Source organism: Acidimicrobiia bacterium, assembly GCA_009694375.1.
GTDB lineage: Bacteria > Actinomycetota > Acidimicrobiia > Acidimicrobiales > VFJN01 > VFJN01.
Window position 1 is genome coordinate 94,654 of the sequence record SHVB01000002.1, and the last position, 26,062, is coordinate 120,715.

Sequence of the window (26,062 nt, forward strand, 5' to 3'; positions counted from 1 at the left end):
GGCGGGATGACAGTCGCCGCCGAATCGGTCTCCTCCCTACCCTAACTAGGCCAGCGCGAGGAGGGAAGACCCCAGTAATGTTATGAAAGCCCCGTACCGTTATGAGAGCCGCTACCTAAGGGGAGGAGATCGATGAACCGCAGACATGGCCTTGCTCTGCTCCTGCGTCTCTCCATCAGCGGCGCCATGCTGGCCGTGTTGATCTGGCGGGTACCCAAGATCACCTGGAGCAACGTCCTCCCCGAATTCACCATAGGTTCCGGCCTCTGGCTTCTGCTCGCCGCCGTCTTGACCCTGGCGGCGTTGGTGCTGTCGGCGTTGCGCTGGCAACGGGTGCTCGATGTCCTCGGTCTGAGCGCGGGCCTGCGCCGCCTGGTGTCGCATTATCTGGCCGGTCAGTTTGTAGCCAACGTGCTGCCCACCACCATCGGGGGCGATGTGTTGCGGGTCAATCGCCTGTCGAACGACACCGGCGAGGCCCCCAGTTCGTTCGCTTCGGTGGTGCTCGAACGGCTCACCGGCTGGCTCGTACTCCCCATCATCAGCGTGGCCGGATTCCTGTTGAACCCCGCCCTCCGTCACCTCGGGCGCGCCACCCAAGTTGCCCTCGCCCTGTCGTTTCTCACCCTCACCACTCTTGCCGTCGTGCTAGCGGCCGTGGCGAGCGATCGAATCGGCGGTCGCTTCGGAGCTCGGGAAGGATGGCGGCGATTCGCAGCCGCCTTACACCTCGGTCTCGATCGTCTCCGACATCAGCCCGGGGCGGCCGCCCATGTCCTGGTGGTGGGCTTCGCCTATCAACTCGTCCTCGTCCTCGCCGCCGTCGCCGCCGCCCGGGCCCTGGGCGTGCAGCCCGCCGGGTTCACAGCCCTGCTGGCGTTCTTCCCGGCAGTGGCCATCGCGCAGGTCCTCCCCATCGGCATTTCCGGGCTCGGGGTGCGAGAAGCCGCCTTCGTCCTCTTCCTCACCCCGCTGGGCGTGTCTACCCAAGATGCCATCGCGCTGGGCCTACTGCTGTACCTGCTGAGCCTCGGGGTGAGTTTCCTCGGGGCACCGTCCTTCGCCGCTGGCAGTCACCGAGCAACCCCGACACCCGTTGCCCCATCCTGAACCCCACCCGTGCTAGTTCTTGGCGCGTGAGCAACTCCGAGGTTTGGGATCCCCCGCTCGATCCGGGGCCCATCGATCGGCGGGCCGGGCTGCGATGGTGGAAAGAGTTGCTGGTGGTGGGGGTCGTCTACGGCTTGTACTCCGTCGTGCGGAACCAGTTCGGCTCCGCTAGCGGTGACCCCGGCCCGGCCTTCGAACACGCCCTAGACATCATCGGGCTGGAACAGGCGCTCCATCTCTATTTCGAACCCAGTCTGCAGCAGTGGTACCTCCGTCTCCCCGCCCAGGGCCTCATCCGGCTGTGGAACGTCTACTACGGCCTGGCCCACTTCCTGATCACGATCATCGCCTTCGTGTGGGTGTTCCGCCACGATCCGCTACGCCATCGACTGCTGCGCAACACCCTGGCCTTCACCACCTGTATCGCCGTCATCGGATTCGCCGCCTACTCACTCATGCCACCTCGCTTACTCGACGACCGCGGCGCCTTTGGAGGGTGCCAGCAGTACGCCGCCGAAGTGACCGCCGCCAACTGCGACCAGTACGGCTACGTCGACACCATCGAGCTCTACGGCGGGTGGATTTCCTTTGGCAACGAGGGCATGAAAGAGGTGTCCAACCAGTACGCCGCCATGCCGAGCATGCACATCGGCTGGTCGGTATGGGTTGCCCTCGCCCTCGTGCCGCTCATGCGACGTCGCTCCAGCAAGATCCTGGTGGGCCTCTACCCCGCCGTCACGCTGCTGTGCATCCTGCTTACCGCCAACCACTACTGGATCGATGGCGTGGGCGGACTGGTGTGCCTGGCGGTGGGCTACGCACTGGCCCGAAGCTTCACTCGGGCTCGCCATGATCCCAAAGCGGCCGCTGGGGAGTAGCCTGGGAGCCCGTGGCCAACCAGAGCCGCCGTTCCCTCTTCCTCGGAGCCCACACAAGCCCATGCTCCTTGACTCAATCAGTGGTCCCAGCGACCTGCAGAGGCTCACACCCGCCCAACTCGTCGTCCTCGCCCAAGAAATCCGCCAGCACATCGTGGACTCGGTGGCCCAAGCCGGCCACGGCCACCTCGGCTCCAACCTTGGGGCCGTGGAACTCACCCTGGCGCTGCACCGCGTCTTCGACTCCCCCCGCGACATCCTGCTCTGGGACACCGGTCACCAGGCCTACGTCCATAAAATGCTCACCGGTCGCGCCGGTGATTTCGCCACCCTTCGTCAGGCTGGCGGCCTGTCGGGCTACCCATCGCGGGCCGAATCCGAGCACGACTGGATCGAGAACAGCCACGCCTCCACCGTGATCAGTTACGCCCATGGCCTCGCGGTAGCGCAAGAACACGAGGTGGGCCAGGGACGCCGCATCGTGGCGGTCATCGGCGACGGCGCGCTCACCGGCGGGATGGCTTTCGAAGGCCTCAACAACCTCGGCCACTCGGGCAAGAAGGCCATTATCGTCCTCAACGACAACGGCCGCTCCTATGCCCCCACGGTGTCGAAGTTGGGCGACAGCCTGGCGCGATTGCGCCTCAACCCCACCTATCTCCGCAACCGCGGCCGCCTCGACCGGCTCCTGCACGACATGCCCGTGGTGGGCCACCAACTGGAAAAAAGCCTCGACGGAGTGGCGGCCGCCATGCGGGAGATGTTCGAGCCCCCCGCCTTCTTCGAGAACCTCGGGGTGCGCTACACCGGCCCCTTCGACGGGCACGACATCGAAGGCGTGGAGAAAGCCCTGCGGAACGCCACCGAGTACGACGGGCCCATCGTTGTCCATGTCCTCACGCAGAAGGGCCGCGGGCATGCCCCCGCCGAGAACGACGAGATCAAGCGCCTCCACGACACCGGCGGCCTCAAGCCCGGCAGTTACACCGCCGCCTTCAGCGAGGCGATCATCAAGGAAGCCGAGAACCGTCCCGAACTCGTTGCCATCACCGCCGCCATGCCCGACTCCACTGGCCTGCTGCCCTTCGGGCAACGGTTCCCCGAGCGACTCATCGACGTGGGGATCGCCGAACAACATGCCGTCACCTCGGCCGCCGGCATGGCGATGGGCGGTTTGCGCCCCGTGGTAGCGCTCTACGCCACCTTCCTCACCCGGGCCATCGATCAGGTCACCTACGACGTGGGCCTGCATGGCCAGCCCGTCGTGTTCTGCCTGGATCGTGCCGGTATCACCGGCGACGATGGGCCCTCCCACCACGGCATCTTGGACATGGCACTCGTGACCAAGGTGCCCGGCATGACGCTGTTCGCCCCCTCCTCGTACCAGGAAGTTGGGGTGATGCTGCACGATGCCCTCGAACTTTGTACCGGCCCCGCCACCATCCGCTGGGCCAAAACGGCCGCCCCGTCGGTGTCGCCCGATCAGGTGGGCGCAGGTCTCACCGGCCGCCTCGTGCGTGAGGGTCGCGATCTGTGCATCCTGGCGGTGGGCAAGATGCTCGCCGCCGCCGAAGCCGCCGCCGAAGCCCTCGCCGCCGATGGCATCGACGCCACCGTCTGGGACGTGCGAGTGGTGCCGCTCGACCCCGCCATGCTCGCCAGCGCCCGCGATCACCCCGTGGTGATCACCATTGAGGACGGGATTCGCGAGGGCGGCGTAGGGGCCATGATTGCTGGCGCCATCTCGCAGCAGACCGTGGGCGGAGCGCCGGTCGTGCGGGTGCTCGGCACCCCCACTGAGTTCATCGAGCACGCCAAAGCCGATGACATCCTCGCCCACCTCGGCCTCGATGCCGTCGGCCTGGAGGCCGAAGCCCGCGCCCTCGTGGCCGCTCTGCGCCCGTAGAGGTTACGAGTAGAAGGGGTTCTCGCCGGCGGTGTGGTCGGTGGTGTCGATGACCTCGGTGACCTCAGGAATCGACTCCTGGATGGAGCGGGCAATGCCATCCCGCAAGGTCATCGCTGATACCGCACAACCCTGGCAACCGCCGCCCATCGTGACGTAGACGACGGTGTTGTCTACGCCTTTGAGTTCAGCAAACCCGCCGTGAGCGGCGAGGGAGGGATTGATCTGCTCCTGGAGGAGCTGTTCCACCTGTTCGGCGATCGAACCGGTGAGTTCGAGGTGCTTGCCCGAGAGCGGGTCGGGTCGATTCGGGTTCCGGAGCACCAGCCCGGGGCCGCCATTGGCCGGGAGGTCAAGGGTGGCGCCGGTGAGTTGCTCGATCGAACCCGCCGGCACGATCACTGGGAGACCGGCCTGGTGGTATTGCACGTCGGCATCGTCGGCGTCGGCGATCGGATCGAAGGTGAGGTCGTACGCGTATTCGACCCCACTGGTGCCGGTGATCTCTACCCGTAGCGCCAAACCGCCCGGATCGTCCTCAGCCGCTCGCAATTCCAAAATGCGTTCGACCGCCTCGGGCGTAACGGTGAATACCACCAAATCGGTGGGTGGAGTGGCGTCGACCATGGGGTCAGGCTAACGAATGGAGTCGTGACCAACACATCTGCCACCTCCGCCACCGTTCCCAACGAGGGCCACGGGCCCGTCGTGCTCTACGACGTGGCCGACCAGATCGCCACCATCACGCTCAATCGGCCCCACCGGCGCAACGCCATCTCCATGGGCATGCTCGATCTACTCGGCCAACACTTCAGCGCCGCCGAGGCCGATCCAGAGGTACGGGTGGTGATCCTCACGGGTGCCGGTAAAGGGTTCTGCGCCGGCCTCGACATCAAAGACGCTATGGCCGGCACCGGCATCGGTGGGGGCGGCGGACCCAGTGGCCCGCTGCAGACCCGCAACCTGCCCACGGTAATCCTGCAGGAGATGGATACCCCGGTGATCGCGGCGCTCAATGGTGCCGCCGCCGGCTACGGGCTCGATCTCGCCCTCGGTGCCGACCTACGGCTGATCGCCGACAGCGCCAAACTCCTGCCGGGCTTCGCCAAGCGAGGCATCGTGCCCGAATCGGGTGGCACCTGGTACCTGCCCCGTTTGCTCGGATGGGCCAAGGCCGCCGAGATCTCGTATCTCGGGCGCGATCTCAGCGCAACCGAGGCGGAGCGGATCGGCCTGGTGAATCGGGCGGTGCCCGACGCCGAACTGCTCCCTCTGGCCCACGAATGGGCTGGGGAGATTGCCGCCAATGCCCCGCTGGCCATCCAGGCAATGAAGCGCTTGTTCCGTCACGGCCAGACCGAGGACTTCGCCAGCCACAGCCATCACGTGCTGCTTCAGACGATGCTGCTGTTCGCCACGAAGGACTTCCACGAGGGCATCACCAGTTTCGTGGAGCAGCGCCCGCCGCTATTTCGGGGCCACTGACTCCTAGCCTGAGGGCATGTCGGCGTCGTCTAGGCACTCAATCAGCGATGTCTTCGTCTTCATCATTCGCGGGGCCAAACGCACGGCGCTGTTGCTCATCGGTGTGGCCCTGTTGGTGGGCGGCGCCATCATGCTCGTCCTGCCGGGGCCTGGTCTGCTGGCGATTTTGGCCGGTCTGGCGTTGCTGGCTACCGAGTTCCTGTGGGCGCAACACCTTCTCGAGGCGATGAAGAACCGGGCGGGGCAGGCCCAGGATGCCGCCAGGAGGAGTTGGCCAATCCGGCACCGCTGACACTCCGGACCACCCCCTCCCCCATTTGAACACGCTAAGCGTTTCTTATGAGTGCCTCTGGCCCATAAATGGTCCAAACGACTCTAGAGATCACCACTATAAGCGGTCATAGTGGTCCTTAGAGAACGGATACCGGAGGGAGTCACTCGGCTTGATGCCGAACGGCAACCACAGCAGGTTTCGGCCGAGTCCCGGCGGGCGGGGCTCGGCCGTATCCGTTCCCCGGCCTTCTCACTACCGGGACTCGAGTTCCTCGCTCACTTCGAGCCATCGCTGCTCGGCCGCCGCCACGCTCTCCTGCACGATCGCCAACTCTGCCCCCAGGGCCGCCAGCGCCACGTGGTCATGGGCGTGGGCGGCCTCGCCCACGGCGAGCTCGAGACGGGCCCGGGCTCGGTCCAAGCGAGCGAGTTCCTTCTCATCGTCACGCAGCAGGGCCCGCAGGGTGGCGTGGGAGCGACCCGCCTTTACCTTGGCCGGACGCACCGATGGCGACCGCCCCACTGACGGCGGCGAAGCCATGGCGGTGACCGACGGGGCGATGCGTCCCCCCACCCGGGCCCGGCGTTCCGCATCCCAGGCGGCGTACCCGCCGGGCCGACGACCGGCGCCCCCGGCGCCGTCGAGCACCACGACGTCGGCCACGGTGCGCTCAAGAAAGGCTCGATCATGGCTGATCACGATGAGGGCGCCGGGCCAATCCTCGAGAAAGTCCTCCAGCGCCCGCAAGGTGTCGAGATCGAGATCGTTGGTGGGCTCGTCGAGCACCAGCACATTTGGTTTCTGGGCCAACGCCAGCAGGAGTTGCACCCGGCGACGCTCACCGCCCGACAGCAGCCCGATCGGCGCCCATTGGGCGTCGTCTTCAAACCAGAACGATTCCAGCAGGCGAGCATCACTCCAGTCCGGCTGGCGGGGTCCGGCCACCGCTTCGCGCACTCGCAGGGTCGGATCAAGCGACGCGCCGGTCTGGTCATAGACGGCCATACGTACCGTGGAGCCCTGCACCACCCGGCCCTCGCGTGGCTCACGGCGACCGGCGAGCACCTCCGCCAGCGTGGACTTACCGGCCCCGTTAGGACCCACGATGCCGAGCCGTTCCCGCGGGTCGAGCGCCAAATCCAGGCCTCGGAACAGCCAACGATCGCCGTAACCGTCGCCCACCCCATGGAGCTCAACCACCTGGTCGCCGAGACGCGGTGTGTCGAAGTGCAAGGGAAGATCCCCCGGGCGGGCCGCCGCTTCGGGACGAGCCGAGACCAAAGCCGTAGCGGCGGCCACCCGCGCCTGGGGTTTACTCGTGCGGGCCGGAGCACCCCGTCGGAGCCAGGCCAGTTCCGCCCGCGCCAGATTCCGCCGCTTCGTCTCGGCCCCTTCAGACTGCAAGGCCCGCTCGGCGCGCCCATCGAGCCATCCTTGATAGCCACCAGCATGCACGAAGGCCTTCCCGCGATCGAGTTCCAGCACGCTGGTGGTCACCCGGTCGAGGACATGGCGATCGTGGGTGACGAGCAATAAACCGCCGGGGAATCGCGCCAGCCATTCCTCCAACCAGGCGATACCGTCGAGATCGAGGTGATTGGTGGGCTCGTCGAGGATAAGCAGGTCGCCCTCGTCGGCCTGCCCACGCGGACCGCCCACCGCCAGCAGGGCACGGGCCAGCGCGACCCGCTTCACCTGCCCCCCTGAAAGCGTGGACACATCCACCTCCAGCGCATCCACCATGCCCAGACGGTCGAGAATCGAGGCGGCCTCCCAGCCCGCTCCCACGGCCTCCCCCACCGTGCCGGGCGGAAGCGGGGCATCCTGGTCGAGCACCGACACACGCGCCCCCCGGCCCCGCCGCACCGTGCCCGCTTCGGGTTCCCGGGTTCCGGCCAGCACCTTGAGCAGCGTGGACTTGCCGCCCCCGTTGATCCCCACCACGCCGAGGCGATCGCCCGAAGACACCGTCACGGAGAGTCCGTCGAACAGCGCCTTGCCCGGACGACTCACGGCCACGCCGGTTACATCGACGAGGATCACCCCTTGATTCTCGCAGACCATGCCCCGCCCACCACCTTCGTGCCACGATCCCCCGGCGCCCCGCCGAGAATCGCTACGGTCCTCGGGTGCCACGCGACGGGATCCTCTCCGACCCCATCGACATCGACGGACCCCGCCACCGTGCCGTCACCTACCGACGCGTGGAAGCACGCCCGGGCCTAGTGGTGGAGCACCGCGCCAGTGGTGTGGTGGGATCGATCCAGACCTTCAACGACCAGATGGTGACCCTGCGCGATCGACACGGCCAGGATCGGCCGCTGCGCACTCAGCCCGGCGGCTTCCTCATCGACGGAGCACCGTGCACGCTCGTGGCCCCCTCTCCATCCCGCACCCCGGCTACGGCCCTTACGGCGTCGGGGTCCATCCACCAAGGACGCACCCCGGCCCGAGTGGCCCGGGCGAGCCGCATCCTCGTGGAAGGGATCCACGACGCCGAACTGGTGGAAAAAGTGTGGGGCGATGACCTCCGCGAGGTGGGCGTCGTGGTTGAACGACTCGACGGCATGGACGACCTCACCGCCGTGATCGCCCACCATCGACCCGGACCCGGCCAGCGCATTGGGGTGCTCCTCGACCACCTCGTCGCCGGTTCCAAAGAAAGCCGGTCGGCGGCAGAGGTTCGCCATCCCCACGTGCTCGTTACCGGAACACCCTTCGTAGACGTCTGGGCCGCCATACGGCCCGAGGTTGCCGGCATCCCGGCCTGGCCCACCGTACCCAAGGGCACCGATTGGAAAACCGGCGTGCTGGCGGCCCTGGGTCGCCCCGAATCGTCCGGGGAGTTCTGGCGGCATCTGCTCGGCCAGGTACAGACCTACGCCGACCTTGATCCCACGCTGGTGGGCGCGGTGGAGCAACTCATCGACTTCGTGACCAGTGACGACGAGGGCGGCGAAGTTCCCTGAGATCTACTCAACCCCGGCGGATGCGGCCCCGCAGCGCCGCAAAACACAGCGACATGCTGAGCACTCCCACGATGGCGATGGCCGCGAGGGCCTGACCAAGCGTGGCCCACACCCATCCCTCGGTCTCGAGGGAACGCAGACCAGCCAGCACATAGGTCACCGGGTTGTACCCCGCCACCGTGTCGAGCCATCCGGTCAGCGCCTCCCGCGGCAGCATCGAGGTGGTGAGAAAGGCAAACGGGAAGAAGATGATGAAGCTCGAGGCCACGGCCTGAGGGTTGCCGGTCTTGAGAGCGATGGCGTAGGGGAACCCGGTGAACACGAGGCCCCAGAGGCCTGCCATCACGATGAACACCAGAATTCCCAAGAAGCCGGTTTCGAAGCGGACACCCACCACGGAACCCAAAATCAGTACGGGGATACACAACGCGCACACCAGCGCGAAGTCCGACACCATCAAACCCAGCAGCAGCGACAGCCGCCGCACCGGAGTAAGGACCAGCCGATCGAAGTAGCCGCCCTGAATGTCGGTCACCAGCGTGCTGGCCCGCGACACCCCGGTCACCGCGAAGATGATCGCCACGGGAAGTTGGAAGGCCTTGTAATCGAAGCCAGGAATACCCTGCTCGCTGAAGTCCTGCAGGGCCCCAACATTCACGATAAAGAAGAACAACGGGATGAACAGCGCGGGGATGATGGTGGCTGGCTCGCGCGGGATCCCGCGCAGCGCCCGACCAGCCACGCTGGCGGTGTCGGCAACGAAGCCCGCCTTGCGCGCCCGAATGACATGGGTTTGTTGCGGGGCATCAGGGGGCGTGAGCACCGTCACTGGATCTCGTCCTCGTTGTCGGCATCGGCCACGCCGATGCGGTTACCGGTGATCTCAAGAAACACATCGTCGAGCGTGGGGGTGCGCAGGGTGAGTTCCTTCACCTTCACCCCGCTGGCACTGAGAGCCACCGCCACCGGGCTCACGATGGCGGCACCGTCCACGGCGGCAACGGTGAGTTCATCGCCGTGTATCTCAGTGGAGGTCACGCCGTCTACCACCGCCACCGCCGCCTTGGCGACGGTGGCATCGCCCTCGATGCGAACCACGATCACGTCGTCACCGATGGAACGCTTCAACGCCTCCGGAGTTCCCTCGGCCACGATTTTTCCGGCCGCAATGATCCCCACCCGGTCGGCCAACTCGTCGGCTTCCTCGAGGTACTGAGTGGTGAGAAAGATCGTCATGCCCAGGTTGTCGTTCAGCCGACGCACTTCCTCCCACACCTTCAGCCGACTCGCCGGATCGAGGCCCGTGGTGGGCTCGTCGAGAAAGAGAACCTGGGGGTTGTGCACGAGGGCCGCCGCCAGGTCCAACCGACGCTTCATGCCGCCGGAATAGGTGCCGATGCGTCGATTGAGGGCGTCGCCGATGTCTACGAGGGTGCTGAGTTCATCGAGTCGGGCCACCACATCCTGCTTGTTCAGCCCGTAGAGCCGACCCTGGAGGCGAAGGAGTTCCATCCCCGTCTGCTGGGGATCGAGGGCGGCATCCTGCAGAGCCACCCCGATGCGGAAGCGCACCTCCTCGGGCTCTGTCTCTACATCGAAGCCCGCCACGGTGGCCGATCCGCCGTTGGGGGCGAGGAGGGTGCAGAGCATGCGCACAGCGGTGGACTTGCCGGCTCCGTTGGGGCCGAGGAACCCGTAGATTTCACCCGTCTGGACATCCAGATCCACTCCGTCCACGGCGGTGAAGTCGCCGAAGCGCCGGACGAGGCCAGTGGCCTGGATAGCTGCGGGAGAACTAGGGGCCGTCATTACCTGGATGGACGTTATCAACAAGTACCTGAGATCAGACCCTCCTGCCCAACCTCGTCGGCGGCGGAAATGAACGGGGCTTCGCTCCCCAGGTACCGTTCCCTCCCATGGCCGAAACCTCCAGCACCGAACCTGTCACCTGCACCATCGACGACGATGTGGCCGTCCTACGCATCGACGATGGCAAGGTCAACGTCGTGAGCCACCGAGTGATCGAACTCCTCCACACCGGGCTCGACAGAGCCCTGGCTGAAGCCACCGCCGTGGCGATCATCGGACGCCCCGGAAAGCTGTCGGCGGGATTCGATCTGGTCGAGATGACCGCCGGCGTTGACCATGCTCAGGCCCTCGTGGGTGCCGGGGGCCGTCTCCTCATGCGCATCTACGGACACCCCCAGGCTGTCGTGGTGGGTGTCACCGGCCACGCCATCGCCGCCGGTGCCCTGCTCACCTTGGCGTGTGACACGCGTATCGGCAGCGACGGGCCCGCCAAACTTGGGCTCAACGAGACGGCCATCGGCATGGGACTCCCCCACTACGCCGTGGAGTTGGCCCAGGCGCGACTCTCCGCCGCCCATCTGATCCGCAGCGCCGTACAAGCCGAAATGTATGACAGCGCCGGTGCCGTGGCGGCCGGCTATCTCGACCGCGTCGTGCCAGCGGCCGACGTCGAGAGCGAGGCCATCGACGAGGCCCGGAGGCTCGGCACCTTCTCGGCCCGGGCGTACAGCCACACAAAGCTCGCACTGCACCAGGCGATGATCGACCGCGTCCTCGACCGGCTCGACGACGACATGGTCGCTATGACCACCCCGCAAGTCTGAGCGAGCGTCCCTCAGAGCACCACTGGTCCTAGCCTGGTTCAGGTGGACCGAAGCCTCATCTCCGATCACGAACTCGCGCAGCAGGCCCTCGCCGCCGATCCCGACACTGTCGTGCCCGACGATGCCGTGAGCCTGTGGACCTTGGCTCCCGCCAGCCCATTGCCGGGCCCACTCCCCGACTGGTACATGCCACCCTCCGCCGGAGGTCGCCGCCATCATTCTCCGGGTCGGCGCCGCGTCGTGTATCTGCTCGTGGTCGCTTTTGCGCTCATCAACGCCGCCGGGCTCTGCAGCACGTACGGGTCGGTGGGGCTGGGCTAACGGGTGACCGTGCGGTCGAGAATGCCCAGCGTGGCCCGCAGGGTGGATTCGGCAATGATCGGGAAAATGTCGGCCTGGCGCCAGGCGTCGTCAATGTCTGACCAGTCGTAGTACGACGTGACCAGGGTGCCGTTCTCCACCGGGGAGAGCGTGTAGCCGTAGATGTGCCCGATTTGCGGTCGCAGTTGGCCCAGGATCGTCCAAGCGATCTCGCGATTCGGCTCGTAGGTCGTGATCGACACCGTCACGTCGTACTTGCCCATCGGGTGATCGTTCAACGCCTCACGATCCATGTGCACCACGAAGGTGTCGCCCACCTTGGCGACCGGAGCACCGGTGGCCCCCTGGAGCATTCCCGAGCTATCGATCGCCACGTGACCATCAGGATCCGACACCAGCGTAAAGATGGCCTCCGGGGGAGCGGCGATGGTCCGTGTCACTTCTAGTCGCTCAATCGTCATGGCCCCAGGGTGCCACCTGAACCTCCGATCGCTCTCATTGGGGTGCCCAGCCTCGGCTCCGCGTGGCGATCCATCGACCGACGCGGTTGGTCGGGCGCGACAGTGGGACGGCCACTGGGGCCGCCCCACTGGGGGAGTGATTATCGGCAACTAAGCCCGGGTGGGCGGAGTTACTTGGTGGGGATCAGTACACCATCGATACCGTGAATGACGCCGTTGCTGGCTTCAACATCGGCCACCAAGACCTTGTAGGTCTTGCCGGAAGCGTCGGTTACCGTGACCCCTTTGTCCGACACGCCCACGGTGAGTTCTTCACCCTGGACCGTCTTTACCTTCTGGCCATCTTTGAGATCGGCGGCCAGCACCTTGCCCGAAACTACGTGGTAGGTGAGGATTGAAGTGAGCTGGTCCTTGTTGGCCGGCTCGAGAAGGGAATCGACGGTACCGGCAGGCAAGGCTTCGAAGGCCGCGTTGGTGGGCGCAAAGACAGTAAAGGGACCGGGACCGCTGAGCGTCTCGACCAAACCGGCTGCCTCGACGGCGGCGACGAGCGTAGAGAAGTCCTCAGTCCCGGCAGCCACCTCCACAATCGTGCCAGCCTCCATGGGGGCTTCGGTGGTCGGGGTGGTGCTTTCTGCCTCGCTGCTGTCGTCGCTGCTGCATGCCGCGGCCGTGAGGCCAAGAGCCGCCACGATGCCGAGGGCTACCACGCCACGGGGTACGGATGAGATTCGCATGTTGGTATTGCTCCTTGAACTAGGGGTGTCTTCCTATACGGAGCCAAACCCCGGTCGGATGACCTCCCCAATCCGCTCGCTCTCTACACCTCCAAGGGAAGCGAGGGCATCTCCCGGCCGAGATAGGCCGAGATGGCTTCGAACGATACAGGAGTGGCGAAGTAGAAGCCCTGGGCGAGGTCACAGCCCATCTCCGCCAATCTCTGCCGCTGCTCGTTGTGCTCCACGCCCTCGGCGATGGTGGGCAGGCCCAACGTCTGGGCCATGCGGATGATGGCCTCAACGAGACCCGCCTGAGAGACATCGGCCGTGATCTCGTCCACGAAGGACTTGTCGATCTTGAGAATGTCCACCGGCAATCGCTGCAGGTACGCAAGCGACGAATATCCGGTTCCAAAGTCGTCGATGGCGATCCTCACGCCGATGTCGTGCAACTTGGTCAGGGTTTTGATGGCGCTTTCGGTATCGACCATGATCTCGCTCTCAGTGATTTCGAGGATCAACTGGTCGGCATGGACGCCATTCTCCTCCAGGGAAGCGGTGACCCGGCTCGCCAATCCATCACCAATGAGTTGCAGGGACGATACGTTTACGCTGACGGCGAAGGCCGGTCCTCCGAGGTCGGCCTGCTGCCAACCCCGCAGGTCGGCGATCGCTTGGTCCAGGATTTGGTAGCTGATGTCGGCGATGAGGCCCGTCTCTCGCGCCAACCCGAGGAAGTCGGCCGGTTGGAGCTCACCGCGCACGGGATGCTGCCACCGTGCCAGTGCCTCGACAGCCACGATCCGCCCCGAGGCCAGCTCCACGATGGGTTGATACCGCGGCCTGAACTCCCCCTGATCAACCGCAATACGCAGGGCGGCATCTTTCTCCAAACGGCTTAACGCGCTGGCGTGCATCGTTGGGACGAATATCTCAGAACGGCCCTTGCCATTGCGCTTGGCGGTGTACATGGCAAGGTCGGCGTTGCGCAGAATCTGATCGCCGGTTATCCCCGGCGTCGCGAAGGAGACACCGATGCTCACGCTGGCCGAAACCGACTGCGCCGTACCGTCATCGTTGGCCGACCTGATCGTAAAGACGCGTTTGAAGGCCCCCAGTATTCGATCGGCCAACAACTTGACCTCGGCTTCGCCACCGGCATTCTCCACCAGCACAGCAAACTCGTCGCCGCCAATCCGGGCCACGGTATCCGCGACCCGAACACACTGATCAAGGCGTTCGGTCACCGCGATCAGGAGGCGATCACCGGCCCCGTGTCCAAGGCTGTCGTTGACCGTTTTAAAATCATCAATGTCGAGGAAGAGGACGGCCAGGCTGCCCGTAGATCGATCCCAGCGCTCCAGGCCGTGCGCAACCCGGTCTCCAAAAAGGTTCTTGTTGGCTAAACCCGTGAGCGGATCATGCAGGGCCTGGTGCATGAGTTGCCCCTCGAGGCGGATGCGCTCAGTCGCCTCACGGAAGCACCACACCCGTCCTACGATCTGGCCATCAATGAACTGGGGCTGGGAAAAGCTGTCGAACACTCGCCCGTCAATAAAATGAACCATGGTCGCCGTGTGCATGTCGGGTTTCGCCGAGGCTTCGATGCCGGTGTTGAGGAACGCGACGGGGTCCACCACCTGATCGAGCAAGTGCTGAACCGTCGCCGAGTCAGCGCCGGTGGTTTCGGTTCCTAATATGGGGTAATCCTCGGGTAAGTGCCAAACTTCGGCGAAGCGGCGGTTCACATTGGTCACGGCACCGTTTTTGTCCACCACCAAAATGCCGTCGCCGGTGGCGTCTAAGGTGGCGCTGAGCACCGACAGCGTGTTGCGGAGTTCGAGCTCCGCGGCGAAGCGGGACGAGACATCGTGACCAGAGACCACGAACGCCCCCACGGTGGGATCCTCGAGCAGGTTCACGAACGTCAGTTGAAAGCGAGAGGGTTCATCAGTGCTCGTACTGCGGAGCCGAAGGGTTGCGATAGGAGCAGATCCCGCACCCGGCAAACCTTCCTTGGCCTCGGTCAGAGCGTTGCGAAGAACCGCATGGTCGGCCGGAACAACAAGATCAGAAAGAGGGTGACCCATCACAGCATCGGGATCGTGGCCCAACCAACGCGCCAACGCACCCGACACGGCATCGACACACCCATCGGGTGACACCAGCATCATCAGACTGGCGGCGTTGTGCACCAACGACCGAAACTTGGCCGTGTCGTCAATCGCGAGTTCATGTTTGCGCCGTTCAGTGATGTCGCGAATGCTCAGCACCACTCCGCCCTCCACCAATCCGTGGAGGGGCGAACCGACGATTTCTGACAAAAACCATCCACTGGCATTGCGCAGCCTCACCTCGACCGGACTCCCCATCTCCTTTTCCTGCACAGTCTGCAGTGCCAAAAGGGCGAAATCGAGGTCGTCGGGGTGCAAGAGGTCGAACGCTGAAAGACCGGCGACCGAGGCCAGCGAGTGGCCGAACATCCGCCCGGCCGCCTGATTTCCCCACAGAACGTCGCCGTTGGCGGCAATCACCACGATGGCCTCTGGCAGGCCAGCCAGCACCCGGATCAATGCCGCATCGTCCAGCACATCGGGCATGCGAGACGAGAGGGTCGGCTCCTTTTCCCTCATCGTAGGGCCTTTCCCATCCCGCAATATTAGTGCATCGTCTAGGCCAATTTACCTATTTTCCAGTTTCTGGCGGTGACATTTGCCGCACCTGGGTCGTCGGCGGCAACCCCCGACCCCATCGGAAACCTCCAACCCATCACAGGCGGCGACCAGGCGATGGGGCAACTCGTTCCATACCGGCGAGCGATCGGTGGTGATGACCCAGAGACTCCCGCAGGCACGCCCACATCACCGGGCAAGCCCGGTGATGTCAGCGGCGGAGTTACACCCTCGAGTGCGACCGGGTTCTACTCACGGTTCCAACTCGACACCGTTCGTGGGATCAAAGAACTTGGCGAGATATTCAAGAACGTCGTCGAGCACCTAGGAACTGAAGTCGAACTCGTCTTAGAGATTCGCGCCAACAAAACCGACGGATTCAGCGAGACTGTGCAGCGGACCGTTTCCGAAAACGCTACAAACCTCGGGGCCACCGGAACTGAATTCGAGTAGCCGCCTCAGGATTCTGTCCGCCTGGGCTAGGGCGTCGAAGAATGGCCAGCGTTACCGGTCAGCGCGATTCTTGGTGAGCACACGATTGCTTCGTTCGACGATTGCGGTGGACACTCAACACCTGGGCTCGGCTACCACTATCACGCCAACGATCCTTCGAAGAACTCTGTGCTTACGTGCCTGAAAGGTGAACTGGAAACAACTACCGATGCACAAGGCGGTGGTCCTGGAAACGGTCAAGGCCCACCCAACGGTGGAGCGCCAGACCTTACTGAGACAGCAGCAAAACTGGGCATAACTGTCCACGAGCTTCACGACGCACTCGACCAATCTCCAAATGGCGACTTCACCACGGCCGCAAAGATCCTTGGCATTTCCGCGGCTGATCTTCAAGCAGAAATGCCACAACGTCCCACTGGTGCAAACGGTGCGACGGCCGGCTTGCGCGCCTCGCCCTAGTCGCCGGCCAAGAGCCTTCGACTGTGCTCGAGGCTCGCGAGGCGCTCGGTGATGTCGGCCAGCCCGGCGGCGACGGTCCCGCCGCCCCTTGCTTCGATCGCGGACCTGCCGATCCGAGCGCCCAGCCATTCGATGTCGTCGACCTGGTTCCGGATCGGACGCAGAGCCCACTGACGCTTCCGTAGGGGCAAGCGGCTGGCGACCACGAGGTGGGCGGTGAGGAAGACCGCCTGTGAGCGGAGCCCAGTAGCAGCCTCGTCGAGGCGATCGCAGGGGCAGCGGGCGTTCCGTAGATCCCGGACCGCTTCATCGGCGGCATCGACCGCCACAACGAGCCGCCGGTGGAGTCGGGCCACGCTCGTAGCCGCGGTCTCCCACTGCCTCGGCGCGGCCGCTCGCACGCTGTCCTGACGGCGGCGCATGAGGCGCATGAGGCGCAGGCTAGTAGGCGGGAACGCCTCGTGCCGAAGCTTAGGTGCAATGAGGAGCGCACGGGTCGGTCATCCGCTCCGCCACCGCCCACTGCGGCACACCTGCCGCCAGATCACCATCACCGACACCAACCAGGTCGACACGATCGAGGGACAGACCCCCGGCGACACTGTTGCGTTGGCGGTTCGCGTTGGGTGGAGACGAGACTGCGGTGATGGGTCGTCGCTGATCTTCCCCGCAGTGCGTGTCGGCTTCATGAGCGTTCGCGGGGTTCCGCCTCCCGCCCGAGGTCATCCTGTTGGCGGTGCGCTGGTACCTCCGATACGGCCTGTCCTATCGCGACGTCGAGGAGCTGCTGGCGGAGCGCGGAGTCGAGGTCGATCACGTGACTCTGTTCCGGTGGGTGCAGCGCTTCACGCCACTGCTGGTCGACGCGGGAATCCGCACGTTCATCGACCTCACCACACCCAACGACCCGCTCGAACCGTACGCACCCGTGATCACAGAAGCAGCGACCGCCCGGCAACTCGATCTCCTGCACATCAACGTGAGGATCCCCGACCTCGGAGTCCTCACCGACGACGAGTACGACCCGATCCTCGAGCTCATCGGCGAGCAGAAGCAGCGCGGAGGGGTCTACGTCCACTGCTGGGGAGGCGTCGGACGCACCGGGACCGTCATCGGCAGCCTGCTCGCCCGCCAAGGCCACGACTACCCCTCGATCATGTCCACCCTTGAGGACCTACGCGCCGGGACCAAGAAGGCGAACCGGCCATGCCCCGAGACCGAAGTGCAACTCCACGTCCTCCGGCGACGGTCGGCCCCATAGGACACCGACCACCCCGTCGTCGCCGAAGCGTGCCAGAGGATTCGTCGCTGCGCCTGGGTAAAAGCAGTGGTGGTGTCTCGATCGTGATCCCCGTCATGAGGCGGCTGGGGGTCGCAGGTCGAGGGGGGTGAAATCGTTAGAGCCGTCGAACAGTTCGAGGAGCTCCTCTTGTCGCGGCTGTCCGAATGCGAGCCGGTACATCCCCCGCAGGCGGGTGAGGCGCTCGTCGCGGTCGATGTCTTTGCTGAAGGGCAGCGCTGGTATCCAGCGCTGGATCTTCGCCTTGCCGGCATACACCCACCATGGCCAGAGATCACCGAGGCGTGCATGGTGGAGGCGAAGCCTGCAGTCCCCGAGGAACGAAGCGAGCCAGCGCCCGAACGTCTTCCCCTGCTCCGTCACCTACAGGCCGTCGCTCCTGAGGTGCTCGATGACCAGTGCGTGGTCAGGATCTGCGGGCCGGACCGCGATGTGATCCTTCGCCTAATCCGGTGGAACGAGGACGAGACGACACGCCTGCGCCTTGCTCGCCGGAACGCGCAGGAGAACGAGGACGAGGCGGCAGAAACCCTCGCCGACACCGAACTCTGGCTCGCTGACGCGATGGCCGCGCTCCTCATGCAGGCGCTCCAAGCCGTGCCCAACTGCCAGCGCTCGGACCGCCATGCGAGGACCGACCGCGGGTCAAGTAGCAGCGAGGCCTGACGAACTAGTCACGCTCGCACCAGCAGCTCAGCCGTACCGGAGGACGTACTCCGCCGAAGTGATGGCGGGATCGAGGAAGCGGCAGCTGTCCACGCCCACGAAGCGCTACACGACGAGTCCTCCCGTCAACTCCGCCAGGTCACCCGAACCGCCCGCTGCGACGGGCTCATCCACGAGTACCGAAACGCTGCATGACCAGCCACGACACGAGTTTCCGGCACCCACACCCACTCTGCCCGAGATGCTGCCGTGATCGGCAGATATGCCCGCAGTCGGATTTGCCTCGATCCTTTGCCCTACGGGGCTCGATCTTGTTCAGCCGAGCCCCAGGTGTGCTGCGATACGTGCCATCGCCTTGCGTGAGAATCAGCACATCGCCAACCGCTAGCCCCAGCAACTGAGTACCCGCGGTAGCCGTCAGAGCCGGTCAGAGCCGGTCAGCCGCGTCGGCTGTGGGTAACTGACCGTGCAAAGAGCGGTGCCAGACTTGATTTACGTTCGATGACGAGATCGGAGAGCCCGTATCGTTTCGGCAATCACATACAACCCAAAAGCGCCTAACGCTATGTTTACGACTCGCGCGAAACCACTCTGGTACCCGTCGTGAGCAAGAATGTTGAAGAGAACGCTCACGGCCACAGATACCGCCAATACCACGGTTCGATAGGGCGTGTGGTCCCGCACTATCGAAGCCCTTCGGCACTCATCAAAAGCAAGAAAGTATAGAGGGAGACTCGACGTGACATATGGTAGCTGTACTTGATGTAGTAGCCGACGTCAACGAGGCTCGTCCCCATCTGGCCGTGCATGGTCCAAGTGTTGAAGACCTTGCTGAACGCCCCGTAGCCGATACAGGTGCCGACCTTGTAGCTGGACTCCATCTCTTTGGTTTCGATACGGATGATGGCTTGCCACCAGGGCCCGCTTCGACTGTAGGTCACCGTCGTAACATGCTGGCGGGTTCGATAGCCGACGTGCTCCCAGTAGAGAGCGACGGCGCACGCACTCACACCACTTAGCCAGTCCGTGTGATTTGTCCAGCCCGATGACCAGCGGGTCACGGTCGCCAATCCGGATGGATCGAAGCCCCGATATCGCCAGCGCCTACCATCGGACTGGGCTCCCGACGTGGCCCGGAAGAGGTTGTCTCCCACGTTTCGCGCCGGCCCCGCCCTCGTAGCTCAGGGGATAGAGCATCGGTTTCCTAAACCGTGTGTCGCATGTTCGAATCATGCCGAGGGCGCCAGGATGGCCGCATTAGAACTCGGCCACCGAGTTACAGAGAACAACGAAGGAGCGCAGTGCCGCAGGTACTGCGCTCCTTCTTGTTTGGGGTCGGCTGCGAACTGAACGGCCGCCAGGGAGTAGAGGGCCCCGACAGGTTCGGTGAACTCCACCTGGACGTTGTCCTGACCGACCAAGACCTTGGCAAAGAAGAACTGATTCAGCAGACGTCGCACGATGTCGCCGCCCCGGCGGTACGCCTCGTACAGGTCGAACGACACAAGCGCAACCCACGCAACGCCAGGGTGAGCGACATCAACTCGGAGGCAGTCCGCACCCGCGCCCGGGTTTCGATCAAGCGCCTGAACGAGCTCCTACCTGGAGTTGACCCGTCTTCTTGGACACCCGATCCTGGGCGTTGTTCCAGGGGAAGGAGTCCCGGATGGGTGTGATGCTCATGCGTGAGGGAGATCTGATATGGCCGAGTCTCGGTGTTCCGAAAGAGGTGGTTGCTCTCGAGGCCGTCGCTCATCCCTTACGCCCGTATTGGCGGGCGTGGTGACGTGGTGGCGTGGTGACGTGGTGGGTCGGTGTGTCCTGAGTTCTCGTCTTTCCCGTACTGGGAGATTGGTTCGTGGTACCGCGAAACGGTCGAGCTGCGCTCGGGCGCGGCCCCTGAGGCTGGGGAGCCGGTGCTGCGATGGCGGTCGGAGCTTGGCGGGTGTAAGGTGCGGATGGGCTGCGGCTCGATCCGACGAATGTGAAGGCGTTGAGCCCGCGCTCATCATGATCCAGGCTTGTCCCGAGTGAGGAGACATTGATGCGCTGTAGGCGTTTGTCGTTGGCGGTAGTATTCGTAGTTGCGGCGGGAGGGCTCGGTGTCGGGCTCGGCCCGCATGTGGCTGGCGCGGTGGGTACCCCAGAGTTTTCGGTTGGGTCTGCGTCGGTCGTGGAGGGTGGCGGCGAGCAACGCTCGATGAAGTTCGACATCACGTTGTCGGAGCCCGCGACGACAACGGTGAAGGTCACTTATGTGGTGAACCCCCTGTATCTCTTCCCGCCGGGCGACTTCGCGACAGCCGGAACGGACTACGTCGCCAAGACCGGCGTGCTGACCTTCACCCCGAATATCAACACCGGCTTGACGCCAGTTGAGAAGACGGTCTCCATCGTCATCAACGGAGATACCACGGTCGAACCGAACGAGTCGTTCGTCGTGCTGATCGGTTCGCCGACGGGGGGCGCGACGGTCGCGGAGTCCATTGGTTACGGAACGATCATCGATGATGACGCGGGCCCGACTCCGTCTATCGGCATCGGCGACGTTGAGATCTTCGACGGCGACAGCGGCCCGAACCGTGCCGCACAGTTGGTCGTGTCCCTGTCACAACCCGCGACCGTGGCCGCGACCGTCCACTACGTCGTAACACCGGGCACAGCGGTGAAGACCACCGACTTCACCGGGCCCGTGTCGGGCAACCTGAGCTTCGCGATCGGTGCCGACGAGAAGACAATTTCCATCAATGCGATCCCCGATGGTGTCGTGGAAAATGGCCAGTGTCTGACGGTCACGCTCTCGGCGCCCACAGGTGGGCTGATCCTCGGGCGAACCACGGGCACGGTGACCATCCGTGATTCGAGCTTCCGGGGTTGTGTAGGCCCTCGGGTCACGATCGCCGGGGACTCGATCACCACCATGTCGACCCCACGGACCGCCGCCGCTCTCGCAGACGCGTATCATCACCGAATCCAAGGATACCCGGGCTCCATGATCGCTGGGGTTCAGCCAACGGTCGCGTTGCAGGTGGCCACGGCGCCGGACGTGAGCGTGATCAATCTCGGCACCAACGACATGGGCAGGGAGGACTGCCAGAGCGACCCCGCTCCCTGCGTCGGCGACTTCGACGAAATGGTGGCGCTGCTCGCGCCGATTCCATGCGTGGAACTCGTCACGATCTATGACGGCTACCGTTTCCCAGCCAACAACAATGTGGGTACGGCGATCAACGCATACCTGGTGGCACTTGTCGCCTCGGATTCGTCAAGGCACCTCATCGACTGGAACGCCGCGGTCGATGCCAACCCAGCGCTGCTCTCGTCATTCGATCACGTGCATCCCACAACAGCCGGGCAACAGTGGCTCGCCGACAACACTCGCGCGGCCATCGACACCGATTGCGGGGGCGGCATCGTTGGTCAGTAGGCCCGGCGAGTTTTGGCACTCAGGGTCTTGAGCGCTGACCGGACAACCGGATTCGAGAACTGTGTAACCAAGGGCGCAACACGACTACCAGGGCAGACGTCCGCCAAGCCCCTGGGAGAGCAAGGGTTCGGCCGGTTCGGCGAGTACTAGATGCCCCCACGATCGAATGACGATCGGCTGTGACCGACCGGCCATCTACAGGGCCCAGCAGGAGCCAGAACCACACCGACCTACTGCGGGCTACTCGAACCGCCGAAAGCCTCGTTGTCTGTCCTACGATTCCCGCTCATGCGAGCGACGCCGTCGGGCCTACTTCTCATGGCCTGGGCCGTCTCGACGGTTGCGGGCGGCGGTGAGGACGAGGCATTGGAGTCCACCACCACCAGGGCCACGACCACCGCGGCGGCCGTCACGACTTCGACCGGCTCGGGAACGGGCGGCTCCGCGAGCAGCGGCAACGGATTGTGACCGTCGATGGCGTCGTGCTCTCTACTGAGGTGAAAGCGTCGGCTACCGGAGCGGTCGAGTGCCCCGATGGCGGCTCAGGAAGCAACGGGTCTGCCATGGCGGGCGCGGCCCGCGTCGCGGCCGCCACGTACCTCGGCGACGCCGAGGAGTTCGACAAGGCGTGGGACACCTATCGCCGGTTTGCAGGGGACCGGCGGGTCGGCCCGGCGCTCACGTTCAACGAGAATGCTCGGACGTGGTCGCACAACCCCGATGCCGCCGTGGCCGTGAATCCCGCAGGGTCCACCACGCAAGGGCACCGCGTCGACGGCGCGACCCTCAACGACATCGGCCGGGATGGACGCTTCGCCGGGCCGGCCCGCTACACCCAGTACCAGTGGGAGAGGACGGTGGGGATATTCGTCCAGGCCCAGCTCCTCGCCCGGTCGGGCTACCCGGTGGGGGAGGCGCAGGACGCCGCCCCACGACGCGTGATCGAGTGCAACCGGCACCTTGCCGACGAGTTCGGTGACCGTTGGTGGGACCACACCGACTGGGCGAAGTACCTCGCGAACCACGTCTACGGTCTCGATCTCCCGGTCAACGGTCCCGCCGACGAGGGCAAGGACATGGCGTGGACCCATTGGACCTTCGGATGATGGCCCCACAGGCTGAGACGACCGAGCTATCGTACGCCGTCAAGCACGGCGCGCAGCCGGGATCGGCCACTGCGAGGGAGAGACCGCTGACCGTCGTCGATCACGACCTACACGGGCTGCTCACCGTCCGGCTCATCGACCCCTCACCTGCCGCCAAGGCGGCCGTTGCCCGCCCGTTCGGCACGCCCGGTACGCCCCCCGAGGGCGAGACCGACTGTGTCGTGCGCTTCGTCGTCGAGCACCCGTACCCCACCCCGATCGAGGCGACCTTCCGGGCCACGGAAGCGCACTACCGCTAGCCGTCATGCTCGGCCAAACGCTCTCCGAGGACCAGACCGCAGGCGCGCACCTGCAACGTCCTGCGACCGGCGCTGGATGGGTGTTCCTCCTTCCATCGCTCGCCCGCCACACGGTGGTGTGCGTCGGCCGGCCGACCACGACTGCGGAGGCGATGCTCGAGCGGATCTCGAACCGACTGGTGATCATCGACAACTTGGATGGGTTGGAGGCGCAGCTCGGCGACCTCACCTCGGACGGGGAGTCGGCGGTGGATCTGGTTGCGGTGTGCAGCACCCGAGTGGCTCGACGGCTGTGGACGAACACTTCGCTCCGCTCGACGCTGCAGGCCTCCCTCGCTCCACGGGCCGTCGTCTACGAGGAACACTGGGGCCACGCCTCCGCGGGCCGCTGGGCGTCCGCCCTTGCGGTGCACGGAGGGACCTCGGTGGCCTGGCTGACTCCTGCGTTCGGCGATGTCCGCACGGCGGCCGCGGGATTCGGATCTGCGCCCGGCACCTGGCTGCGCACCAATGGGCTCGACCGGCCGAGCATCGACCACCGGAGCCTGCTCCGGTGGCGGAGGGCGTATCGGGCGCGCGTCGGATCCGCCGTCGTTCCCTCCGTGCGGTCGCCCGACGTCGGCTCCGGGGCACGCGGCGATGCAGCGGCCCGGCCGGGCATGGCCAGAGCTCGACAAGCCCTCGTGGCTACCACCCGGGGGGTGGGCCGGATCGAGCCATTCGTCGCCGCTCGATCCTCGCACGTCCGCCGCATCGGGGTCCTGTCTGGCCCCGACGTCAATGGGACGTTGCCCCGGTACGTGCTCGAGATGGCTGGCGCGGCCGGCATCGACCTGAAAAGCCACGGATGGGCAGCCCTCGTACCGGGCGGGTACGAGGCGCAGAAGGTTTTGCTCTTCGCCTTTGCACCGGGTACCCCTGCCCCGCAGCTCATCGTGAAGGTGGCCAGGAGCGAGCGGTCCTCGCTGCGCCTCGAGCGAGGCGTCGCCGGTCTCCGGCGGCTGACCCAGTGGCCGGACCTCAGCGAGGGAACCGTGGCGAAGGTGGCCTTCTCCGGCCGGGAGGGCGGGCTCGCTGTGGTCGGGGAGTCGGTGGTCGAGGGCGTGCCACTGAGCGACCAGACGTCGGCGACCGCCCACTGCCCCCTGATCGCAGCGGCGGTGGCCTGGCTCAGCCGTGTCGGCGTCCAGACTGCCCAACCCGTTGCGGGAGCGACCGCCGGGGTGGCGATGACCGAGATCGTCGACCGACTCGAGCGCTCCTACTGCATGAGCGGCCCGCACCTTGAGTTCCTCCGCGTCCAGTCGGACCGGGTTGCCGCGGCGGCGGAGCTACCCGGGGTGTTCGCGCACGGCGACCCGGGGGTGTGGAACGTCATGGCCAGGGCCGACGGTGGGGTTGCGTTCCTCGACTGGGAGAACGCCGAGCCGTCGAGCCCCCCGCTCTGGGACCTGCTCTACCTGCTCCGCTCCTATGCCGTCCTCAGTGGTCGACAAGCTGGGGGTGATCGGGTTTGGGCCGCCGCGTCGCCGTTTGTGGAGACCAACGCCCTCCACCCGCTGCTGCGGTCGTCGATCCATGCGTACTGCGATGATGTGGGGGTGCCTTCCTCCCTCGTCGGCCCGCTCTTCTACCTCTGCTGGGCTATGCATGCCGTCAAGGAGGGGGCGCGCCTGAGCCTCGCCGATCGGGAACGAGGGAGGCACGTGTCCTTCCTCCGGCTCATGATCGAAGAGGATCAGAACCCAGTGCTGCGAGGCATCTTCGAGCCCGGCCCGTGCTGAGCCCATGGTCGCGACAGCGTGGGCCAGCTGTGGCGCTCCTCGTGGAGTCGCTGGCGCACGAGCTGCGGAGGCGCACCAGCTCTTCACAGACAACACCGTCACGGCCGTGGAGGTCCTGATCGACCTCGCCGCCGGCCGGTGATCGTGTTGTACCCCCATCACCGGCTCCTTGCCCCCCCCGGATCCTCGCTGGCACCGACGACTTCGCCGCCGCCTACCGGCAGCACCGCCCGATGATCGAGCGCACCATCGCCTGGCTCGTCAAGGACAACCACCGGCGCCGCCGCTACCGAGGTGTCGATCGCAACCGGCTCGTCCAGTCTCACGCCCCGCTGCCGCTGATGACGAGCGCCCCCACGAGGATCGATGCCACGGACACGATCTCACCATCGTGGGACCAGCCCGGTAGACTGGGGGATGCGCTGCTTCGGACTCTTTGCTCTCGCCGCTGCCCTCGCCGTCACCACCGCCGCGTGCGCCAGCGACACCCCCACGGCCACCTCCTCCCCCAGCACCGCTAAGGCCACCGCCTTTGCCCTCGACGAGTGGACAGTCGTTCCGCCATCGGGGACCATCCCATCCGGCAAGGTTTCCCTCACCGTTACCAACAATGGCAAGGAAACCCACGAGTTAGTCATCGTGCGAGCCGCTGACACCTCTGCACTGCCCAAAAAGGCCGACGGATCAATCGACGAGGACAAGATCCCCGCAGCCAACAAAGTTGGGGAGTTCGACGATGTCGCCGCCGGCGAGACCAAGATCAAGACCCTCGACCTACCCGCCGGGGACTACATAGCTTTCTGCAACCTCGTCGAGACCATGGGTCAAGGCGACATGGGATCAGGGACCATGGACCACGGATCCAGTATGGGTGAAGGCTCCGGCATGAGCTCGAATGAGATGCAGCACGTCCACTTCACCCTCGGCATGGTCAACTCCTTCACCGTGGCCTAACGGGGCCCCACCAGGACCTGGATCGAACGCACCTACCACCGCCCTCGACGTCAAGCCGCCCTGGGCCGGTTGACCCCCATCGAATGCGAAACGATCATGACCACCCCCACCACTCAGGCGGCCTGACCCCAAACCCAACCTGTCATCAGATGGCACTGTTGCGTTGATTGATCCTCGGGCGCGACG

General features: G+C 65.2%; 26 protein-coding genes, 1 tRNA gene and 1 pseudogene. 17 read left to right on the forward strand and 11 right to left on the reverse strand.

Annotated elements, in window-relative coordinates; genetic code table 11:
* Positions 1-132 precede the first annotated feature (132 nt).
* The 3 genes from EXQ71_02115 (at position 133) to dxs (ending at position 3,894) form a co-directional block, all read left to right on the forward strand.
* Positions 133-1,110: a flippase-like domain-containing protein gene (locus tag EXQ71_02115; protein MSO86299.1), complete on the forward strand. Its 978-nt coding sequence runs from the start codon at positions 133-135 to the stop codon at positions 1,108-1,110.
* Positions 702-1,988, forward strand: coding sequence for an inositol phosphorylceramide synthase (locus tag EXQ71_02120; GenBank protein MSO86300.1), 1,287 nt, complete (start codon positions 702-704; stop codon positions 1,986-1,988). The genes EXQ71_02115 and EXQ71_02120 overlap by 409 nt, the downstream gene beginning before the upstream one ends.
* Positions 1,989-2,049: 61 nt before the next feature.
* Positions 2,050-3,894 carry a 1-deoxy-D-xylulose-5-phosphate synthase gene (gene dxs / locus EXQ71_02125; GenBank protein MSO86301.1) on the forward strand — a complete coding sequence of 615 codons (1,845 nt, stop codon included), beginning with the start codon at positions 2,050-2,052 and terminating at the stop codon, positions 3,892-3,894.
* 3 nt (positions 3,895-3,897) lie between these two features.
* Here the strand turns inward: dxs and EXQ71_02130 are convergent, their stop codons facing one another.
* Positions 3,898-4,521, reverse strand: a complete 624-nt coding sequence (locus tag EXQ71_02130; protein MSO86302.1) for a hypothetical protein — start codon at positions 4,519-4,521, stop codon at positions 3,898-3,900.
* 81 nt (positions 4,522-4,602) lie between these two features.
* Here EXQ71_02130 and EXQ71_02135 point away from each other — a divergent pair, with 81 nt between their 5' ends.
* Positions 4,603-5,379 carry an enoyl-CoA hydratase/isomerase family protein gene (locus tag EXQ71_02135; GenBank protein ID MSO86303.1) on the forward strand — a complete coding sequence of 259 codons (777 nt, stop codon included), beginning with the start codon at positions 4,603-4,605 and terminating at the stop codon, positions 5,377-5,379.
* 16 nt (positions 5,380-5,395) lie between these two features.
* The gene (locus EXQ71_02140; protein MSO86304.1) at positions 5,396-5,671 is read left to right on the forward strand and encodes a hypothetical protein; all 276 of its coding nucleotides are present in this window, start codon (positions 5,396-5,398) and stop codon (positions 5,669-5,671) included.
* A gap of 234 nt (positions 5,672-5,905) precedes the next feature.
* Here the strand turns inward: EXQ71_02140 and EXQ71_02145 are convergent, their stop codons facing one another.
* Positions 5,906-7,717, reverse strand: a complete 1,812-nt coding sequence (locus EXQ71_02145; GenBank protein ID MSO86305.1) for an ABC-F family ATP-binding cassette domain-containing protein — start codon at positions 7,715-7,717, stop codon at positions 5,906-5,908.
* A gap of 80 nt (positions 7,718-7,797) precedes the next feature.
* Between EXQ71_02145 and EXQ71_02150 the strand changes: the two genes are divergently transcribed.
* Positions 7,798-8,622 carry a DUF3097 family protein gene (locus EXQ71_02150; protein MSO86306.1) on the forward strand — a complete coding sequence of 275 codons (825 nt, stop codon included), beginning with the start codon at positions 7,798-7,800 and terminating at the stop codon, positions 8,620-8,622.
* Positions 8,623-8,629: 7 nt separating this feature from the next.
* Here EXQ71_02150 and EXQ71_02155 read toward each other — a convergent pair whose 3' ends face one another.
* Together EXQ71_02155 and EXQ71_02160 are read right to left on the reverse strand one after the other, a co-directional pair.
* Complete coding sequence (locus EXQ71_02155) at positions 8,630-9,445, reverse strand: ABC transporter permease (GenBank protein ID MSO86307.1); 816 nt, start codon at positions 9,443-9,445, stop codon at positions 8,630-8,632.
* 2 nt (positions 9,446-9,447) lie between these two features.
* Entirely contained in the window at positions 9,448-10,431 is a 984-nt protein-coding gene (locus tag EXQ71_02160) for an ATP-binding cassette domain-containing protein (GenBank protein MSO86308.1), read from the reverse strand.
* A 107-nt stretch (positions 10,432-10,538) separates the two neighbouring features.
* Here EXQ71_02160 and EXQ71_02165 point away from each other — a divergent pair, with 107 nt between their 5' ends.
* Both EXQ71_02165 and EXQ71_02170 read left to right on the forward strand, forming a co-directional pair.
* Complete coding sequence (locus tag EXQ71_02165) at positions 10,539-11,255, forward strand: crotonase/enoyl-CoA hydratase family protein (protein ID MSO86309.1); 717 nt, start codon at positions 10,539-10,541, stop codon at positions 11,253-11,255.
* A gap of 42 nt (positions 11,256-11,297) precedes the next feature.
* Entirely contained in the window at positions 11,298-11,576 is a 279-nt protein-coding gene (locus EXQ71_02170) for a hypothetical protein (GenBank protein ID MSO86310.1), read from the forward strand.
* Here the strand turns inward: EXQ71_02170 and EXQ71_02175 are convergent.
* From EXQ71_02175 to EXQ71_02185, 3 genes are all read right to left on the reverse strand, one after another.
* Positions 11,573-12,037 carry a polyketide cyclase gene (locus tag EXQ71_02175; GenBank protein MSO86311.1) on the reverse strand — a complete coding sequence of 155 codons (465 nt, stop codon included), beginning with the start codon at positions 12,035-12,037 and terminating at the stop codon, positions 11,573-11,575. The two genes, EXQ71_02170 and EXQ71_02175, sit on opposite strands and share 4 nt — an antisense overlap.
* Before the next feature lie 170 nt (positions 12,038-12,207).
* A complete protein-coding gene (locus tag EXQ71_02180) occupies positions 12,208-12,774 on the reverse strand; it encodes a fasciclin domain-containing protein (protein MSO86312.1) in 567 nt (188 codons plus the stop codon).
* An 83-nt stretch (positions 12,775-12,857) separates the two neighbouring features.
* Positions 12,858-15,389 (reverse strand): EAL domain-containing protein, encoded by a 2,532-nt coding sequence (locus EXQ71_02185; GenBank protein ID MSO86313.1) that lies wholly within the window; start codon positions 15,387-15,389, stop codon positions 12,858-12,860.
* 72 nt (positions 15,390-15,461) lie between these two features.
* Here EXQ71_02185 and EXQ71_02190 point away from each other — a divergent pair, with 72 nt between their 5' ends.
* Positions 15,462-15,881, forward strand: coding sequence for a hypothetical protein (locus tag EXQ71_02190; GenBank protein ID MSO86314.1), 420 nt, complete (start codon positions 15,462-15,464; stop codon positions 15,879-15,881).
* A 455-nt stretch (positions 15,882-16,336) separates the two neighbouring features.
* On the opposite strand, the gene EXQ71_02195 is transcribed toward EXQ71_02190, so the two are convergent.
* The gene (locus EXQ71_02195) at positions 16,337-16,771 is read right to left on the reverse strand and encodes a hypothetical protein (GenBank protein MSO86315.1); all 435 of its coding nucleotides are present in this window, start codon (positions 16,769-16,771) and stop codon (positions 16,337-16,339) included.
* A gap of 293 nt (positions 16,772-17,064) precedes the next feature.
* On the opposite strand from EXQ71_02195, the pseudogene EXQ71_02200 reads away from it, so the two are divergent.
* Positions 17,065-17,208: pseudogene (locus EXQ71_02200) on the forward strand (IS6 family transposase).
* A gap of 486 nt (positions 17,209-17,694) precedes the next feature.
* On the opposite strand, the gene EXQ71_02205 reads toward EXQ71_02200, so the two are convergent.
* Positions 17,695-17,898 carry a hypothetical protein gene (locus EXQ71_02205; GenBank protein ID MSO86316.1) on the reverse strand — a complete coding sequence of 68 codons (204 nt, stop codon included), beginning with the start codon at positions 17,896-17,898 and terminating at the stop codon, positions 17,695-17,697.
* 33 nt (positions 17,899-17,931) lie between these two features.
* Between EXQ71_02205 and EXQ71_02210 the strand changes: the two genes are divergently transcribed.
* On the forward strand, positions 17,932-18,306 hold the full coding sequence (locus tag EXQ71_02210) for a hypothetical protein (GenBank protein MSO86317.1): 375 nt from the start codon (positions 17,932-17,934) through the stop codon (positions 18,304-18,306).
* A 683-nt stretch (positions 18,307-18,989) separates the two neighbouring features.
* Here the strand turns inward: EXQ71_02210 and EXQ71_02215 are convergent.
* Positions 18,990-19,367 (reverse strand): hypothetical protein, encoded by a 378-nt coding sequence (locus EXQ71_02215; GenBank protein MSO86318.1) that lies wholly within the window; start codon positions 19,365-19,367, stop codon positions 18,990-18,992.
* Between the two features lie 109 nt (positions 19,368-19,476).
* Between EXQ71_02215 and EXQ71_02220 the strand changes: the two genes are divergently transcribed.
* Positions 19,477-19,552, forward strand: a tRNA-Arg gene (locus tag EXQ71_02220).
* Here the strand turns inward: EXQ71_02220 and EXQ71_02225 are convergent.
* Positions 19,536-19,811: a hypothetical protein gene (locus EXQ71_02225; protein MSO86319.1), complete on the reverse strand. Its 276-nt coding sequence runs from the start codon at positions 19,809-19,811 to the stop codon at positions 19,536-19,538. The genes EXQ71_02220 and EXQ71_02225 overlap by 17 nt on opposite strands.
* A 539-nt stretch (positions 19,812-20,350) precedes the next feature.
* On the opposite strand from EXQ71_02225, the gene EXQ71_02230 reads away from it, so the two are divergent.
* The 5 genes from EXQ71_02230 (at position 20,351) to EXQ71_02250 (ending at position 25,876) form a co-directional block, all read left to right on the forward strand.
* Positions 20,351-21,733 (forward strand): hypothetical protein, encoded by a 1,383-nt coding sequence (locus EXQ71_02230; protein ID MSO86320.1) that lies wholly within the window; start codon positions 20,351-20,353, stop codon positions 21,731-21,733.
* A gap of 464 nt (positions 21,734-22,197) precedes the next feature.
* Positions 22,198-22,839 (forward strand): hypothetical protein, encoded by a 642-nt coding sequence (locus tag EXQ71_02235; protein MSO86321.1) that lies wholly within the window; start codon positions 22,198-22,200, stop codon positions 22,837-22,839.
* Entirely contained in the window at positions 22,815-23,138 is a 324-nt protein-coding gene (locus tag EXQ71_02240) for a hypothetical protein (GenBank protein MSO86322.1), read from the forward strand. Before EXQ71_02235 ends, EXQ71_02240 begins: the two co-directional genes overlap by 25 nt.
* Positions 23,139-23,143: 5 nt before the next feature.
* Positions 23,144-24,922: a hypothetical protein gene (locus EXQ71_02245; protein MSO86323.1), complete on the forward strand. Its 1,779-nt coding sequence runs from the start codon at positions 23,144-23,146 to the stop codon at positions 24,920-24,922.
* A gap of 417 nt (positions 24,923-25,339) precedes the next feature.
* The gene (locus EXQ71_02250; protein ID MSO86324.1) at positions 25,340-25,876 is read left to right on the forward strand and encodes a hypothetical protein; all 537 of its coding nucleotides are present in this window, start codon (positions 25,340-25,342) and stop codon (positions 25,874-25,876) included.
* The last annotated feature ends 186 nt before the right edge of the window (positions 25,877-26,062 follow it).

Excerpts from the sequence above, each read along its gene's own strand:
- EXQ71_02115 (MSO86299.1), top strand. The coding sequence starts at position 133 with ATGAACCGCAGACATGGCCTTGCTCTGCTCCTGCGTCTCTCCATCAGC.
- EXQ71_02120 (MSO86300.1), top strand. The coding sequence starts at position 702 with ATGGCGGCGATTCGCAGCCGCCTTACACCTCGGTCTCGATCGTCTCCG.
- dxs (MSO86301.1), top strand. The coding sequence starts at position 2,050 with ATGCTCCTTGACTCAATCAGTGGTCCCAGCGACCTGCAGAGGCTCACA.
- EXQ71_02130 (MSO86302.1), bottom strand. The coding sequence starts at position 4,521 with ATGGTCGACGCCACTCCACCCACCGATTTGGTGGTATTCACCGTTACG.
- EXQ71_02140 (MSO86304.1), top strand. The coding sequence starts at position 5,396 with ATGTCGGCGTCGTCTAGGCACTCAATCAGCGATGTCTTCGTCTTCATC.
- EXQ71_02145 (MSO86305.1), bottom strand. The coding sequence starts at position 7,717 with ATGGTCTGCGAGAATCAAGGGGTGATCCTCGTCGATGTAACCGGCGTG.
- EXQ71_02160 (MSO86308.1), bottom strand. The coding sequence starts at position 10,431 with ATGACGGCCCCTAGTTCTCCCGCAGCTATCCAGGCCACTGGCCTCGTC.
- EXQ71_02165 (MSO86309.1), top strand. The coding sequence starts at position 10,539 with ATGGCCGAAACCTCCAGCACCGAACCTGTCACCTGCACCATCGACGAC.
- EXQ71_02175 (MSO86311.1), bottom strand. The coding sequence starts at position 12,037 with ATGACGATTGAGCGACTAGAAGTGACACGGACCATCGCCGCTCCCCCG.
- EXQ71_02180 (MSO86312.1), bottom strand. The coding sequence starts at position 12,774 with ATGCGAATCTCATCCGTACCCCGTGGCGTGGTAGCCCTCGGCATCGTG.
- EXQ71_02185 (MSO86313.1), bottom strand. The coding sequence starts at position 15,389 with ATGAGGGAAAAGGAGCCGACCCTCTCGTCTCGCATGCCCGATGTGCTG.
- EXQ71_02195 (MSO86315.1), bottom strand. The coding sequence starts at position 16,771 with ATGCGCCTCATGCGCCGCCGTCAGGACAGCGTGCGAGCGGCCGCGCCG.
- EXQ71_02230 (MSO86320.1), top strand. The coding sequence starts at position 20,351 with ATGCGCTGTAGGCGTTTGTCGTTGGCGGTAGTATTCGTAGTTGCGGCG.
- EXQ71_02245 (MSO86323.1), top strand. The coding sequence starts at position 23,144 with ATGCTCGGCCAAACGCTCTCCGAGGACCAGACCGCAGGCGCGCACCTG.
- EXQ71_02250 (MSO86324.1), top strand. The coding sequence starts at position 25,340 with ATGCGCTGCTTCGGACTCTTTGCTCTCGCCGCTGCCCTCGCCGTCACC.